At 65.5% G+C, this 13974-nt stretch carries 17 protein-coding genes; 10 read left to right on the top strand and 7 right to left on the bottom strand.

Annotated elements, in window-relative coordinates:
• Positions 1-8 precede the first annotated feature (8 nt).
• Positions 9-1073, top strand: coding sequence for an enoyl-CoA hydratase/isomerase family protein (locus AC1D0P_RS13420; RefSeq protein ID WP_477677193.1), 1065 nt, complete (start codon positions 9-11; stop codon positions 1071-1073).
• 12 nt (positions 1074-1085) lie between these two features.
• Here the strand turns inward: AC1D0P_RS13420 and AC1D0P_RS13415 are convergent, their stop codons facing one another.
• The 4 genes from AC1D0P_RS13415 to smpB form a co-directional block, all read right to left on the bottom strand.
• On the bottom strand, positions 1086-1874 hold the full coding sequence (locus AC1D0P_RS13415; protein ID WP_477677192.1) for an anti-sigma factor family protein: 789 nt from the start codon (positions 1872-1874) through the stop codon (positions 1086-1088).
• Positions 1837-2364, bottom strand: a complete 528-nt coding sequence (locus AC1D0P_RS13410) for a sigma-70 family RNA polymerase sigma factor (RefSeq protein WP_477677191.1) — start codon at positions 2362-2364, stop codon at positions 1837-1839. Before AC1D0P_RS13410 ends, AC1D0P_RS13415 begins: the two co-directional genes overlap by 38 nt.
• A 54-nt stretch (positions 2365-2418) precedes the next feature.
• Positions 2419-2787 carry a COG4315 family predicted lipoprotein gene (locus AC1D0P_RS13405; protein ID WP_477677190.1) on the bottom strand — a complete coding sequence of 123 codons (369 nt, stop codon included), beginning with the start codon at positions 2785-2787 and terminating at the stop codon, positions 2419-2421.
• Between the two features lie 125 nt (positions 2788-2912).
• The gene (gene smpB, locus AC1D0P_RS13400) at positions 2913-3446 is read right to left on the bottom strand and encodes an SsrA-binding protein SmpB (RefSeq protein ID WP_411880407.1); all 534 of its coding nucleotides are present in this window, start codon (positions 3444-3446) and stop codon (positions 2913-2915) included.
• 67 nt (positions 3447-3513) lie between these two features.
• On the opposite strand from smpB, the gene AC1D0P_RS13395 reads away from it, so the two are divergent.
• The gene (locus AC1D0P_RS13395) at positions 3514-3960 is read left to right on the top strand and encodes a type II toxin-antitoxin system RatA family toxin (RefSeq protein ID WP_477651746.1); all 447 of its coding nucleotides are present in this window, start codon (positions 3514-3516) and stop codon (positions 3958-3960) included.
• Complete coding sequence (locus AC1D0P_RS13390; RefSeq protein ID WP_477677189.1) at positions 3947-4303, top strand: RnfH family protein; 357 nt, start codon at positions 3947-3949, stop codon at positions 4301-4303. The genes AC1D0P_RS13395 and AC1D0P_RS13390 overlap by 14 nt, the downstream gene beginning before the upstream one ends.
• A 48-nt stretch (positions 4304-4351) precedes the next feature.
• On the opposite strand, the gene AC1D0P_RS13385 is transcribed toward AC1D0P_RS13390, so the two are convergent.
• Positions 4352-4894: a DUF4124 domain-containing protein gene (locus AC1D0P_RS13385; RefSeq protein ID WP_477677188.1), complete on the bottom strand. Its 543-nt coding sequence runs from the start codon at positions 4892-4894 to the stop codon at positions 4352-4354.
• Positions 4895-5072: 178 nt separating this feature from the next.
• Between AC1D0P_RS13385 and guaB the strand changes: the two genes are divergently transcribed.
• The 3 genes from guaB (at position 5073) to AC1D0P_RS13370 (ending at position 8857) form a co-directional block, all read left to right on the top strand.
• A complete protein-coding gene (gene guaB, locus AC1D0P_RS13380; RefSeq protein ID WP_477677187.1) occupies positions 5073-6542 on the top strand; it encodes an IMP dehydrogenase in 1470 nt (489 codons plus the stop codon).
• Between the two features lie 67 nt (positions 6543-6609).
• The gene (gene guaA, locus AC1D0P_RS13375; RefSeq protein ID WP_477677186.1) at positions 6610-8229 is read left to right on the top strand and encodes a glutamine-hydrolyzing GMP synthase; all 1620 of its coding nucleotides are present in this window, start codon (positions 6610-6612) and stop codon (positions 8227-8229) included.
• A 25-nt stretch (positions 8230-8254) separates the two neighbouring features.
• Complete coding sequence (locus AC1D0P_RS13370) at positions 8255-8857, top strand: 2'-5' RNA ligase family protein (protein WP_477677185.1); 603 nt, start codon at positions 8255-8257, stop codon at positions 8855-8857.
• 3 nt (positions 8858-8860) lie between these two features.
• Here AC1D0P_RS13370 and AC1D0P_RS13365 read toward each other — a convergent pair whose 3' ends face one another.
• Positions 8861-9796: a DUF72 domain-containing protein gene (locus AC1D0P_RS13365; RefSeq protein ID WP_477677184.1), complete on the bottom strand. Its 936-nt coding sequence runs from the start codon at positions 9794-9796 to the stop codon at positions 8861-8863.
• Between the two features lie 156 nt (positions 9797-9952).
• On the opposite strand from AC1D0P_RS13365, the gene AC1D0P_RS13360 reads away from it, so the two are divergent.
• Genes AC1D0P_RS13360 through tadA form a run of 3 tightly spaced genes read left to right on the top strand, consistent with a single transcriptional unit; the run spans position 9953 to position 12247 of the window.
• Positions 9953-10591 (top strand): FMN-binding negative transcriptional regulator, encoded by a 639-nt coding sequence (locus AC1D0P_RS13360; protein ID WP_477677183.1) that lies wholly within the window; start codon positions 9953-9955, stop codon positions 10589-10591.
• Between the two features lies 1 nt (position 10592).
• The gene (locus AC1D0P_RS13355; RefSeq protein WP_477651753.1) at positions 10593-10820 is read left to right on the top strand and encodes a hypothetical protein; all 228 of its coding nucleotides are present in this window, start codon (positions 10593-10595) and stop codon (positions 10818-10820) included.
• Between the two features lie 26 nt (positions 10821-10846).
• Positions 10847-12247 carry a tRNA adenosine(34) deaminase TadA gene (gene tadA, locus AC1D0P_RS13350; RefSeq protein WP_477677182.1) on the top strand — a complete coding sequence of 467 codons (1401 nt, stop codon included), beginning with the start codon at positions 10847-10849 and terminating at the stop codon, positions 12245-12247.
• On the opposite strand, the gene AC1D0P_RS13345 is transcribed toward tadA, so the two are convergent.
• A complete protein-coding gene (locus tag AC1D0P_RS13345) occupies positions 12231-12839 on the bottom strand; it encodes a trimeric intracellular cation channel family protein (protein ID WP_477677181.1) in 609 nt (202 codons plus the stop codon). The two genes, tadA and AC1D0P_RS13345, sit on opposite strands and share 17 nt — an antisense overlap.
• 67 nt (positions 12840-12906) lie before the next feature.
• Here AC1D0P_RS13345 and AC1D0P_RS13340 point away from each other — a divergent pair, with 67 nt between their 5' ends.
• Positions 12907-13848, top strand: coding sequence for an LD-carboxypeptidase (locus tag AC1D0P_RS13340; RefSeq protein ID WP_477677180.1), 942 nt, complete (start codon positions 12907-12909; stop codon positions 13846-13848).
• The last annotated feature ends 126 nt before the right edge of the window (positions 13849-13974 follow it).

Raw genomic sequence — 13974 nt, 5'->3', positions numbered from 1 at the left:
ATGCCGGGCTGATCACGCTGAACCGGCCCAAAGCCCTCAACGCGCTGTCGCTCCCCATGATCCGCGAGTTGTCCGCCGCCCTGCTGGCCTGGCGCGACGACCCGGCGATCCATGTGGTGGCCATACGCGGCACCAACAAAAAAGGCCAGCCCGGCACGCCGGAGAGCCTGTTCGGCGGTTTTTGCGCCGGCGGCGACATCCGCTTTTTCCACCATGCGGTGTTCGCTGGCGATTCCGCGCTGGAAGACTTCTTCACCGAGGAATACGCCCTCAACCACCTCATCCACACCTACCCCAAGCCCTACATCGCCTTTATGGACGGCGTGGTCATGGGCGGCGGCATGGGAATCAGCCAGGGTGCGCGGGTGCGCATCGTTACCGAGCACACCAAGATGGCCATGCCCGAGACCAACATCGGCCTGTTCCCCGACGTCGGCGGCGGTTATTTCCTGGGGCGTTGCCCCGGCCATGCCGGCGAATACCTGGCGCTGACGGGCGACGTGATCGGCGCGGACGAGGCGATGGCCTACGGCCTGGCCGACATCAAGGTCGACGCAGCCCGCCTGCCGGCTCTGTGGGAGGCCCTGGGCGCCCAGGCCTTCGGTTCAGCCGCCGCCGCCGAGGCGTGGATCGCGGCGCAGTGGACGGCAGGCCACACCCAGCCAGTGAAGGCCGACAGCAGGATCGACGGCTATTTTTCGCTGCTGCGTGTCAAACACATCGTCGATGCGCTGGAAGCCTCGCCGGATCCATGGGCGGCCAAAACCGCCGCCACCTTGCGCAAACGCTCGCCGTTGATGTTGCACGTCACGCTGGAGCAGATCCGCCGCGCCCGCGGCATGAGCCTGGCCGACGACCTGCGTATGGAGCGCGACATGGTGCATCACTGCTTTCACCTGCGCCCGGGCGCCGCCAGCGAGACCGTCGAGGGCATACGGGCCCTGGCCATTGACAAGGACTACAAGCCGCAGTGGAACCCGGCCCGCATCGAAGACGTCAAGCCCGGCATGGCGGATGCTTTTTTCGCCAGCCCCTGGACGCCTGAAACGCATCCCCTGCGCGGCCTGAAGTAAGCAAATCGAGGTTTAGAGTTGCTGGTACACCAGTTGCGCCAGCTTCATCAACTCGTCACGCGACACGGCGCCGCTCAGCGCGTAGCCGAAGCCTTGGTCCACCCAGTAAAACGAGGGCACCGGGCCGTCGCCGCTGTAGCGGAAGGCGGTTTCCCGGGCAGCGTCGGACGGCGGCTTGGGTACCGATGCGGCAGGTGAACCCGGATCCACGGCACCCAGGTACAAAGTCAGGCGCAAGCCGGCCGTATTCTGGAACATGAACTGCGCGCGGGCCCCGCCGTCACCGGATAGCAGCCTGCCGCCGACCAGCTCATAACCTTCCGCCGCCAGCAACGGCACCTTCAGCGGCCGGCCCACGCGTTTGGACAGCCACTGGACCAGGTGGTCCTGTTGCGCGGCCGTGACTTCGACGGGATGGCGGACTTCGGGCGAAAACACGGCGTGCGCCAGCGAAGCCTGGTGCACAAAGGATTGCGCCGAACGCGCCGAGGCGAGCTGTTGCGGTGCGGGGCCGCCGAGTTTCCCGTGCGACAGCCAGCCCACGCCAAAGGCCAGGATTACCGCCGCGGCCATGCCGCCCCAGCGCCGCCATTGCTCGACCTGTCGCCCGCCTTGCTGGCCGCGGCGCGCGGCAGCCAGCAAGGCGTCGGGGATGGCTTCATCCAGCAGCGGGCGGTGCAGGGCGCGCAGGGCCTCGCGCTGGGCTTTCCAGGCTTGCAGGATCGAGTGGGCGGCGGCGTCTTCGTCCAGTTGCGCTTCGAGTTCAGCCTGCCGGGCGGGCGGCAGCCGGCCGTCGACCAAGGCGTTGATCCGCCGAGCCGTCCRTCAGGTCGCGCAGGCGGCTGCGCGCGCGCGACAGGCGGGACATGACCGTCCCGACCGGCACGCCGGTGATCTTTGAGACCTCCTCGTAGCTGAGGTCTTCGAGGCTGACCAGCAGCAGCACGGCCCGCTGGTCTTCCGGCAGGCGCAGCAGGCAGCGCTGCAGGTCCAGCGACTGGGCCGTACCCGCCTCCGGCGCCGCCAGTTCGTTCTCGACCTCCTCGACGTTGACCGTGGCGCCCGCGGCCGCCTGCCGCAGGGAGCGGCGAAGCTGGTTGACGAAGATGTTGTGCATCAGCGTGAACAGCCAGGCACGCAGGTCGCTGCCCGCCAGCCACAGCCGCCATCTGGAGCAGGCACGCTCCAGCGTGTCCTGCACCAGGTCGTCGGCCGCCCAGGCGTCGCCCGTCAGCGCGCGCGCATAGCGGCGCAGGCTGGGGATGTGGTCGGTCAGCGGAAAGTGGGTCATGCGTCAGGCAAAGCCTGCTGCCATCGTAGCGGGAGGTGCGGCAGGCGTGCGGCGTCAGGGCTTGACGACGTGCCAGACGGTGCCCACGTTGTCGCCGGTCTTGTCACCCGGCTTGCTGTCCTTGGCCCAGTAATACAGCGGCTTGCCTTTCAGGGCCCACTGCTTTTTCCCATCGTCACGGGTGATGATGGTGTAGTCGCCGGCGGCCTTGTCGGTGTCCGCGGCCATCAGCGGAGGCCAGTTGGTGGCGCAGCCGCCGTTGCAGACCGATTTGTCGGCCGTGTCCTTGTCAAAGACGTACAAGGTCATGCCGTTAGGGCCGACCAGCACGCCGTCGGCGGCCTTGGCCGGGCTTTGGGCGCTCGCGGAGGCGCAGAGGCCGAGCAGGCCGGCGGTCAACAGGGCAATGGGGAGCAGTTTCATGGGAATCTCCGGTGTGTTCAGGCAAATCAGGCAAAAGCAGCCTGCACTGGAGTAAACAGCCGCGGTGGGCGATTTATTCCATGGCACCGGAAATTCTTTTATGACGGGCCCCGAAGGGCCGGCGGTCAGCGGTTGCGGGACTTCATCGCGCGCTCGACCTCGCGCTTGCCTTCGCGGTCCTTGATGGTGTCGCGCTTGTCGTGCTCACCCTTGCCCTTGGCCAGGCCGATCTCGCATTTGACCTTGCCGGCCTTCCAGTGCATGTTCAGCGGCACCAGGGTGAAACCTTTTTGCTCGACCTTGCCGATCAGCCTGCGGATCTCTTCCTTGTGCATCAGCAGTTTTTTGGTCCGCACCGAGTCGGGCCGCACGTGGGTGGAGGCCGTGCCCAGCGGGTTGATCTGGCAGCCGATGATGAACAGCTCGCCGCCGCGCACCACCACATAGCCGTCGGTGAGCTGCACCTTGCCTTCGCGCAGGGACTTCACTTCCCAGCCTTCCAGCACCATGCCTGCTTCGAAGCGCTCCTCGATGTGATAGTTGAAAAGCGCCTTTTTGTTATCGGCAATGCGCACGGCCGCTGCCGCGGCCTTGGGGGAAAGGTTTGCGGAAGGCGTTGCGGCCGTTTTTTTGGAGGAGGATGCTTCTTTGGTGGCCATGGATAAAAGATAGGGGCGAAAATCGGAAAGTACACTGCCAATACAATTGCGCCCAGCCCTCGATTGTATGAAAACCGTTCACAAGTCCGTTTTAATCTGGTACAGCGCCGCCGAGATGTACGCCCTGGTCACCGACGTGGCCCGCTATCCCGAGTTTTTGCCGTGGTGCGACCAGGCCTCGGTGCTGGAGGAAAACGCGCACGGCATGACGGCTAAAGTGGGCCTCTCCATCGCCGGCCTCTCGCAAAGTTTCACCACCCGCAATGTCCACGAAAAAGACCGCAAGGTCAGCCTGAAGCTGGTCGATGGGCCGTTTTCAAAACTGGACGGCCACTGGGATTTCACGCCGGTGGGCAAAGGCAGCGAAAGGGCCTGCAAGGTCGAGTTCAGCCTGCGTTATGACTTCGACAATGCCGCGCTGGCGGCGCTGGTCGGCCCCGTGTTCGACAAGATCGCGGGCAGCCTGGTCGATGCGTTTGTCAAAAGAGCGTCGGACGTCTATGGCGAGCCCTGAGGGCGGCGCGCCGCTCACCATCAGCCTGGTTTATTCACCCGCGCCGCGGCAGGTGCGCGAATGGTCGCTGGAACTCCCGGCCGGTGCGACGGTGGCCCGGGCGCTGGCGGCCAGCGGGGTGCTCGATGAATTTGCGGAACTGCGGGCCGGCCGCCTGGTCCTGGGCATCTGGGGCCGCAAAACCACGCCGGGACACGTGCTGCGGGACCAGGACCGGATTGAAATTTACAGAGGCCTGCGTGTAGACCCCAAGGTGGCGCGCCGCGAGCGCTTCAACCGCCAGGGCGCCAAGAGCGCCGGGCTGTTTGCCAAAACCCGGGCCGGCGCCAAGGCCGGGTATTGAAGAAGAGAGGAGAGGCGAGATGCGGGCCTGCGGCTCAAGCCCTTGTTTCTATTTGCAGTCGCCACTCACAACGGCCTGAGTCCGCTTGATTTCCGCAGCCCTGGCGTTGTCATCCATATAGTCGCGTTCGCCCTTGGCATTGGTGATGGGGACGCGCTGGCCTGACTGCAGACCTGCCAGCGTTTTTTTAGCTCGTTCGCAGTTGTCGGCCTTGGCTTTCGCGATTTTTTCCTGCTCAGCCTGCTTTTTCGCGGCTTCTTCGTCTTCCGCCTGCTTTTTCTTGGCTTCGAGCTGCGCATCCTTGCCGGTCAGCTTGGGGGCATTGGCGGCGGTTTTGGTCGCCGCTGCAGAGGCCGCCCCAGCGGGAGCGGCGGCCGGGTCGTCAATGGGCGTCACCACAACGGATTTTCCCTTGGCTCCGCGTGGCATCTTCAAGATGTTTTTTTCGGGAATGTCGGCCGGCGGCGAGCGGTCGCTGTAGACCTTGCGGCCGTCTTTGTCTATCCATTGCCATTGCGCCAAAGCGGTGACTGAAAAAGCGCTGCCGGCGATGGCCAGTATGAGTGTTCTTGAGACGAGTTTGAGGTCCATTTCGCCAGTGTAGCGCTGTGTGGCGCGGTTTTCGGCCTATTCGGAAGCAAAGCGCCGGCAAAGCTGCCTTTTTACAACCTGGGCGCAACGGCAGCCAAACCGCACCGGAACGTGGCTAGGGGTTAGTACCGACGGGTCTTTGCGACAAGGGTACAATCGTGTTTTTGGAGCCATCCCTATGCGCCTACTCGGCAAAGCGCTCACCTTCGACGACGTATTGTTGGTGCCAGCGTTCTCCCAGGTCCTGCCCAAGGACACTTCACTTTCCACCCAATTCTCCCGAAACATCCGCCYGAACCYGCCGCTCGTGTCAGCGGCCATGGACACGGTCACCGAAGCCCGGCTGGCCATCGCCATCGCCCAGGAAGGCGGCATAGGCATCGTTCACAAAAACCTCACGGCCCAGCAGCAGGCCGCTGAAGTCGCCAAGGTCAAGCGCTACGAAAGCGGCGTGCTGCGCGACCCGGTCGTCATCACCCCCACCCATACCGTTCGCCAAGTCATGGCCCTGAGCGAGCAGCTCGGCATCTCCGGCTTCCCGGTCATCGACGGCGGCCGTGTCGTCGGCATCGTCACGGGGCGCGACATGCGCTTCGAATCGCGCATGGACGTGCCGGTCAGCACCATCATGACGCCGCGCGAGCGCCTCATCACCATCTCCGAAACCGCCTCGCTGTCCGACGCCAAGGCGCTGCTGAACAAGCACCGCCTCGAGCGCGTGTTGCTGGTCAATGACAACTTCGAGCTCAAGGGCCTGATTACCGTCAAGGACATCACCAAACAGACCACCTTCCCGAATGCCGCACGCGACTCGCACGGCCAGCTGCGCGTGGGCGCCGCCGTCGGGGTGGGTGAGGGCACCGAAGAGCGCGTCGAAGCCCTGGTGAAAGCCGGCGTCGATGCCATCGTCGTCGATACCGCCCACGGCCACAGCAAAGGCGTGCTCGACCGGGTGCGCTGGGTCAAGCAAAACTACCCGCAGGTCGACGTCATCGGCGGCAACATCGCCACGGGCGCGGCCGCGCTGGCGCTGGTGGAAGCCGGTGCAGACGGCGTCAAGGTCGGCATAGGCCCCGGCAGCATCTGCACCACCCGCATCGTCGCAGGCGTCGGCGTGCCGCAGATCATGGCCATCGACAACGTCGCCACCGCGCTGCGCGGCACCGGCGTCCCGCTRATCGGCGACGGCGGCATCCGTTACAGCGGCGACATCGCCAAGGCCATCGCGGCGGGCGCCAACACGGTGATGATGGGCGGCATGTTTGCCGGCACCGAAGAAGCGCCAGGCGAGGTCATCCTGTTCCAGGGACGCAGCTACAAGAGCTACCGCGGCATGGGCAGCATAGGCGCCATGCAGCAGGGCAGCGCCGACCGCTACTTCCAGGAATCGAGCACCGGCAACCCGAACGCCGACAAGCTGGTGCCCGAAGGCATCGAAGGCCGGGTACCTTACAAGGGCTCCATGGTTGCCATCGTGTTCCAGATGGCCGGCGGCCTGCGGGCCAGCATGGGCTACTGCGGTTGCCCCACCATCGAGGACATGCGCGACAAGGCCGAGTTCGTCGAAATCACATCGGCCGGCATCCGCGAAAGCCACGTGCACGACGTGCAGATCACCAAAGAAGCGCCGAACTACCGCGCTGATTGAATGTGACCTAGCCGGCCAGGGCGTCTTGAAAGACGCCCTTTCTTTTTTTGCCTTGAAGAAGCCCCTCATGCAACACCAGAAAATCCTCATCCTGGATTTCGGCTCACAGGTCACCCAGCTGATCGCGCGCCGCGTGCGCGACGCCCACGTATTTTGCGAAGTCCATCCCTGCGACGTCAGCGACGAATGGGTTCGCGAGTACGCCAAGGACGGCACGCTCAAGGGCGTGATCCTCTCCGGCAGCCATGCCAGCATCTACGAGGAAACCACCGACAAGGCGCCGCAAGCCGTCTTTGAGCTGGGCCTGCCGGTGCTGGGCATCTGTTACGGCATGCAGGCCATGGCGCACCAGCTGGGCGGCAAGGTCGAAGGCGGCCACAAGCGCGAGTTCGGTTCCGCCGACGTGCGCGCCCGCGGCCACACCGCGCTGCTGAAAGACATCGCCGACTACACCACGCCCGAAGGCCAGGGCATGCTCGACGTCTGGATGAGCCACGGTGACAAGGTCACCGAAATGCCGCCCGGCTTTAAGCTCATGGCATCCACCGATTCCTGCCCCATCGCCGGCATGGCCGACGAAGAGCGCCGCTTCTACGCGGTGCAGTTCCACCCCGAGGTCACGCATACAAAGCAGGGCAACGCCATCCTCAAGCGCTTTGTGCTCGAGATCTGCGGCACGCGCCAGGACTGGGTCATGGGCGACTACATCAGCGAAGCCGTCGAAAAAATCCGCCAGCAGGTCGGCGACGAAGAGGTCATCCTGGGCCTGTCGGGCGGCGTCGATTCATCGGTGGCCGCCGCCCTGATCCACCGTGCCATCGGTGACCAGCTGACCTGCGTCTTCGTCGACCACGGCCTGCTGCGCCTCAACGAAGGCGACATGGTGATGGACATGTTTGTCGGCAAGCTGCATGCCAAAGTGATCCGCGTCGATGCCAGCGACCAGTTCCTCGGCCACCTGGCCGGTGTGAGCGAGCCCGAGGCCAAGCGCAAGATCATCGGCCGCGAGTTTGTCGAGGTGTTCAAGGCCGAAGCCGCCCGCCTCAAGGCCGGCGACGGTGGCCACAAAGGCGCCAAATGGCTGGCCCAGGGCACGATCTACCCCGACGTCATTGAGTCCGGCGGCGCCAAGAGCAAAAAAGCCGTCACCATCAAGAGCCACCACAACGTGGGCGGCCTGCCCGAACAGTTGGGCCTGAAGCTGCTGGAGCCGCTGCGCGAGCTGTTCAAGGATGAAGTCCGCGAACTCGGCGTCGCGCTGGGCCTGCCCCACGACATGGTCTACCGCCACCCCTTCCCAGGCCCCGGCCTGGGTGTGCGCATCCTCGGCGAAGTCAAAAAGGAATACGCCGACCTGTTGCGCCGCGCCGATGCGATCTTCATCGAGGAACTGCGCAACTTCAAGGACGCCGCCACCGGCAAGACCTGGTATGACCTCACCAGCCAGGCTTTCACCGTCTTTTTGCCGGTGAAAAGCGTGGGCGTGATGGGCGATGGCCGCACCTACGATTACGTGGTGGCCCTGCGCGCGGTGCAAACCAGCGACTTCATGACAGCCGACTGGGCCGAGCTGCCGTATGCGCTGCTCAAAAAGGTCTCCGGCCGCATCATCAACGAAGTGCGCGGCATCAACCGCGTCACCTACGACGTCAGCAGCAAGCCGCCGGCGACGATTGAGTGGGAATAAGCCGGGAATAGGGCGGAATTCAGGCATGGCCGGGCAATCCTCATTTCCAGGCTTTGAAGAAGCCAAACCCACTGACCGCCTGTTTCTGGCGCTGTTTCCTCCGGCAGACACCGCGCTGCAAATAGCGGAGCTCGCCGCGCAGATCCGTACCGCCCACAGCTTGCGCGGCCGGCCGCTGGAAGCCGCGCGCTTTCACATCACCCTGAACCACTTGGGCGACTACGCCGGCTTGCCGCCCGACGTCGTCAGGCAGGCCCACGCGGCCGCCGCCGAAGCCGCTGCCCTGACGCAGCCCTTCGCCGTCGCCTTCAACCGCGCGGAAAGCTTTGCCAGCATGCCGCGCAACCGGCCGCTGGTGCTGCGCGGCGAAGACCAAGGGCTCTCGGCCTTGATGGCTTTCCACAAGGTTCTGGGCACGGCGCTGAAGAAGGCCAGCCTGGGGCAGTGGGCCAAGCCCGGCTACACGCCGCACGTGACCTTGCTGTACGACGACAGCCTGCTGGGCGCCACGCCGGTGCCGCCCGTGGCCTGGACGGCCGGTGAGGTCGTGCTGGTGCGCAGCCTGCTGGGTGAAACCCGTCACGTCCACCTGGCGAGCTGGCCGCTGTCAGGACCGGCGCGGGCATAGGCCTCATGAATCGAACATGCCGCCTTGCCGGTCCAGCGGCTCCAGCGACAGCGTTTCTTCGGGCATCAGCCTTTCGGTGAGCCGGCGCGCGTCAAAAGGCGCCCGCACTTTCTGGTCGTTGTCGAAATAACAGAACACCTCGCGGCTGGCCCGCGCCCGCACTGGCTTGGCGGAGATACGTTGCGCATCTTGCGGTTCGCCGCCCGAAGCCCAGGTGCTGATGCGCGCTGCCCACCGGTCCAGCGCCTTGTCGCTGTAGCGGCCGCCGTAAAGCGTGTCGGGCCCATGCAGGCGAAGGTAGACAAAATCCGCCGTCAGGTCCTCGGCATAGGGCCAGTCCGCCACCGCCTCGGACACCACCAGCGCGGCGCCGTGGCGGCGCAGCATCTTGACGAAGGACTCTTCGAAGAAGCCCGGGTGGCGGATTTCAATCGCATGCCTGAGCCGGCGCTTGCGGTCGATTTCCAGGCAGGGGTGGTGCACGTGACTGTCGTGGTGGCGGCGCGCGAACTGCGCGGCAGCCTCGGTGTCGCGCGGCAGCAATCGCAAAAAAGCTTCGAACACCTCGGGCTTGAAGGGCATGCCGGGCGGAAACTGCCAGAGCAGGGGGCCGAGCTTGCCGCGCAGCTTAAAAATCCCCGAGGCAAGGAAGTTGGCCAGCGCGATCGGCACGCCGTCGCCTTCGAGGCGCAGCATGTGGGTCAGGTAGCGCGGCGCCTTCACGCTGAAGACAAAGCCGTCCGGCGTTTCGTCATGCCAGCGCTGGTAGCTGCTGGGGCGCTGAAGCGAATAGTGCGAGCCGTTGATCTCGATGGTCTGCATGGCGCGCGAGGCGAACGCGAGTTCATGCGCCTGGACCAACCCCGGCGGGTAGAACACACCGCGCCAGCCGGCATATTGCCAGCCTGAGATGCCGATGCGGATCCGGGGATGTTTCATGCCTGTGCTGCGCCTCAATGCCTGCGGCGAGGCCAGTTTGTGCGCTGTCGGGCCGGCCCCGCTGTAGGCTGGACCCGATTTTCCTTGTCGCGCGAATACCATGGTGCGTGGCACGGACCGGCCTGAAATTCCGGTTTTTGGCCTATGCTTCAGGCCATGTACCTGCCACCCCAATTCAAAGGCGACCGCGCCCAGGCCGCGGCGCTGATCAACGAGAACCCCTTCGCCAGCCTGATCAGCGTGGATGACGCGGGCCTGCCCTATGTGACCCATCTGCCGCTGCACCTGGAAGAGCGCGGCGAGCAGATGGTGCTGCTGGGCCATGTGGCCAAGCCCAACCCGCACTGGCGCTACCTGCAGGCACGGCCCCAGGCTGTCGTGACCTTCCTCGGGCCGCATGCCTACCTGTCGCCCAAGGTGTATCCCGACCTGGCGCGGGTGCCGACCTGGAATTACGTGGCCGTGCATTGCACCGTGCAGGCGACGCTGGTCGAAGACCCGGCGGCCAAGGACAAGCTGCTCAAAACTCTCATAGGCGACCACGAGCCGCCTTATGCCCAGCAGTGGCGTGACCTGGGCGAGGAATTTGCCCACAAGATGCTGGCCGGCATCGTGGGCTTTGAGCTGCAGGTGACCGATTTCCAATGCAAGGTCAAAATCAACCAGCACAGGCGCGAGTCGCATGCAGCGATGCACGCCATGTACGCCGCCGGCAATGAGGACGAGCGGGCCCTGGCGGCCTGGATGGACCGTCTGGGCATGGCCACCAACAACGACACCCCAAAGGAGGCTTGATATGCGCGGTATTTTCAGCATCGTGGGCCTGCTGGTGGCGTTGGCCATCGTGGGCCTGCTGGTCAAAAAACAACTGGGCACCCAGGTCACCGTCCCGGCGGCCCCCGGCATGCCCGCCGTTTCCGCCGACGCGCCGCCGCAGGTGCAGAGTCAGCAAGCCCAGCAGCAGGTCAAGCAGGCTGTGGAGGGCGCCCTGCAGCAGGCGCGTCCCATGCCCGAAGAGAAATAAGGCCGGCGGCAGCCATTGCCATTCCGATGAGCGACGAGATTTTCATGCAGCAGGCCCTGGCGGAGGCACGCCAGGCCGCCGCCGCGGGCGAAGTGCCGGTGGGCGCGGTGGTGGTCCGGTACGGCGAGGTCATTGCCAGCGGCCGCAATGCGCCGGTGGACGGCCATGACCCGACGGCCCATGCCGAGATCGTGGCACTGCGTGCCGCGGCGCGGGTGCTGGGCAACTACCGGCTCGGCGACTGCGAACTCTTTGTCACGCTGGAGCCCTGCGCCATGTGCAGCGGCGCCATGCTGCACGCCCGGCTCAAGCGTGTGGTGTTCGGCGCGGCCGACCCCAAGACCGGCGCGGCCGGCTCGGTGCTCAACCTGTTTGCCGAATCCCGGCTCAACCACCAGACTGCCTTGCAGGGCGGTGTGCTGGCGTGGGAATGCGGCGAGCTGCTGCAGGCTTTCTTCCGGCAGCGGCGCGCCGACAAGCGCGAAGAATCCAGGCTCGCCCACCCGCTGCGCGACGATGCGCTGCGCACGCCCGACGCGGCTTTTGACGACTTGCCGGGCTATCCGTGGCAGCCTCGTTATGTCAGCGACCTGCCGGCGCTGGGTGGGCTGCGTCTGCATTACCTGGATGAAGGCGGGGGACGTGACGCAGGCGAGGGCGGCCTGACTTACCTGTGCCTGCACGGCAACCCGGCCTGGAGCTACCTCTACCGCAAGATGATCCCCGTGTTGCTGGAGGTCGGGCACCGTGTGGTCGCGCCCGACCTGATCGGCTTCGGCAAAAGTGACAAACCCAAAAAGGACAGCTTCCATAGTTTCAGCGTCCACCGCCAGATCCTGCTGGAACTGGTCGAAAGCATGGATCTGCACAACGTGGTGCTGGTGGTGCAGGACTGGGGTGGCCTGCTGGGCCTCACGCTGCCGATGGAGGCGCCGCAGCGCTACACCGGACTGCTGGTCATGAACACGACGCTGGGCACCGGTGACGCGCCGCTGCCCGCCGGCTTTGTGGCCTGGCGCGAGATGTGCGCGAAAAACCCGGAGTTCGACCTGGCCCGGCTGTTTGCGCGCGGCAACCCGCAAATGARCGCCGCCGAGTGCGCGGCTTACAACGCCCCCTTTCCGGACAAGGGCCACCGCGCGGCCTTGCGCGCCTTCCCGCCCATGGTGCCGGACAGCCCCGGGGCCGATGGCGCCGCCGTCTCGCGGCAAGCGCGCAGCTTCTGGCAAAACGGCTGGACGGGCAAAACCCTGATGGCGGTGGGCGCGCAGGACCCGGTGCTGGGCCCGCCCGTCATGCGCGAGCTGCAGGCGGTGATCCGCGGTTGCGGCGAGCCCATGGTACTGGGGCAGGCCGGGCATTTTGTGCAGGAGCATGGCGAGCCGGTCGCGCGGCAGGCCTTGGCGTTTTTCAGCCCGGCAGCTTGAAGACCGGCAGATGCCAGCCCATGAAGATGGCGCTGAGCCGCAGCGCCACCACCGCCGCCAACCCGATGCCAAAGGCCCATGAAGGCCTGAGTCCCAGCGCCTTCAAGGCAAGGTAAAGCGCGATCCCGGCGATCGCCGCGCTCGCGTAGATGTCCTGGCGCAGCAACAGCGGCACCTGGTTGCTGCAGACGTCGCGCATCAGGCCGCCCGCCACGCCGGTCATGGTGCCCATCACCACCACGATCACCGGTGACAACCGCGCGGCTTCGGCCAGCTGCGCGCCCGACAGCGCGAACAGCGCCAGCCCGAGCGCATCGGCCACCAGCAGCGCCTGCGACGGGATCGGCAGCACCTGCACATACAGCATGGTGCCCAGGGCCGCTGCGGCGATCACCAGCAGGTAGGCCGGCCTGGCCATCCAGAACACCGGATGACGGTTCATCAGCAGGTCGCGCAGGGTGCCGCCGCCTATGGCGGTCAAGGCCGCCAGCACCAGCACGCCCAGCAGGTCGAGCTGCAGGCGCCCGGCCGCCAGCGCGCCGCTCACGGCAAAGACGGCAACGCCCAGGAGGTCCAGCACATACAGCATCATGGTGGCCCGTTTATACCTGCAGCCAAGGCGGCAAGGGAGGACGGGCGACAGTGGGATACTTGCAGCCGTGAAAAAACATATCTACATCTACTCCCCCTCCAGCGCGGTGCGCGACAAGGCCGCCTTCAAGCGCGGCGTGCAGCGCCTCACCGCCTTGGGCCATGAGGTTGAAATTGATCCCGACGCACTCGCGCGCCACCAGCGTTTTGCCGGCGACGACGACACCCGGCTGGCCGGCATCCACCGCGCGGCCGCCAGCGGCGCCGACGTGGCCCTGATTTCCCGCGGCGGCTACGGCCTGTCGCGCATCCTGCCGGGCATTCAATACAAAGCGGTCGCCAAAGCCATCGCGGGCGGTACACGTTTTGTCGGCTTGAGCGACTTCACCGCCTTCCAGCTGGCCGTGATGGCCAAGACCGGCGCCGTGACCTGGGCCGGCCCCGCGCTGGGCGAGGATTTCGGCGCCAAGGCGCCGGACGACATCACCGAGGCCTGTTTTGACGACCTGATCACGGGGCAGGGCGAGGGCACGGGCTGGCAACTGCCCAAACCGGCCGCGGATGCGAAGCCGGCGGCCGATTTCATGGTCAAGGACGCCGTGCTCTGGGGCGGCAACCTGGCCATGCTGTCCTCGCTGGTCGGCACACCCTACCTGCCGGCCGTCAAGGGCGGGATTTTGTTCATCGAGGACGTCGCCGAGCATCCCTACCGTGTGGAGCGCATGCTCACGCAGTTGCTGCACGCCGGCGTGCTGGCGCAGCAAAAAGCCATCATCTTTGGGCAGTTCACCAACTATTCCCTGGTGCCGCACGACAAGGGCTTCAAGCTGGCGTCGGTCATCGCCTGGCTGCAAAGCAAGGTCAAGGCGCGTGTGCTGACCGGCCTGCCTTTCGGCCACGTGCCGACCAAGGTGATGCTGCCCGTGGGCCTGAAAACCACGCTGGCGGTGGAGGGGCGCGATGCCTTTGTGCTCTGGGGCCACCTGCACGGAGCGCATGAGGCGCATTGAGCGGGTGCCGGCTGCGAGCGGACAAAAATAAACCAGCTAGAAGCTGGTTTAAAAAGTTGCCTTGGAGGCCAGGAAGAAACTAGAGGAAACTGGAGAAGAAAAAGAGCGGAACGAAGGAAAAAAGTT

It is taken from the genome of Polaromonas sp. P1_G2, assembly GCF_056405515.1.
This window is presented reverse-complemented; position numbering and strand designations above follow the sequence as displayed.

Bases quoted from the DNA above. Each gene is read 5' to 3' on its own strand.
- AC1D0P_RS13395 (WP_477651746.1), top strand. From the start codon at position 3,514: ATGAAAACCGTTCACAAGTCCGTTTTAATCTGGTACAGCGCCGCCGAG.
- AC1D0P_RS13345 (WP_477677181.1), bottom strand. From the start codon at position 12,839: ATGATGCTGTATGTGCTGGACCTCCTGGGCGTTGCCGTCTTTGCCGTG.
- guaA (WP_477677186.1), top strand. From the start codon at position 6,610: ATGCAACACCAGAAAATCCTCATCCTGGATTTCGGCTCACAGGTCACC.
- AC1D0P_RS13405 (WP_477677190.1), bottom strand. From the start codon at position 2,787: ATGAAACTGCTCCCCATTGCCCTGTTGACCGCCGGCCTGCTCGGCCTC.
- AC1D0P_RS13385 (WP_477677188.1), bottom strand. From the start codon at position 4,894: ATGGACCTCAAACTCGTCTCAAGAACACTCATACTGGCCATCGCCGGC.
- smpB (WP_411880407.1), bottom strand. From the start codon at position 3,446: ATGGCCACCAAAGAAGCATCCTCCTCCAAAAAAACGGCCGCAACGCCT.
- AC1D0P_RS13370 (WP_477677185.1), top strand. From the start codon at position 8,255: ATGGCCGGGCAATCCTCATTTCCAGGCTTTGAAGAAGCCAAACCCACT.
- AC1D0P_RS13390 (WP_477677189.1), top strand. From the start codon at position 3,947: ATGGCGAGCCCTGAGGGCGGCGCGCCGCTCACCATCAGCCTGGTTTAT.
- AC1D0P_RS13355 (WP_477651753.1), top strand. From the start codon at position 10,593: ATGCGCGGTATTTTCAGCATCGTGGGCCTGCTGGTGGCGTTGGCCATC.
- AC1D0P_RS13360 (WP_477677183.1), top strand. From the start codon at position 9,953: ATGTACCTGCCACCCCAATTCAAAGGCGACCGCGCCCAGGCCGCGGCG.
- AC1D0P_RS13365 (WP_477677184.1), bottom strand. From the start codon at position 9,796: ATGAAACATCCCCGGATCCGCATCGGCATCTCAGGCTGGCAATATGCC.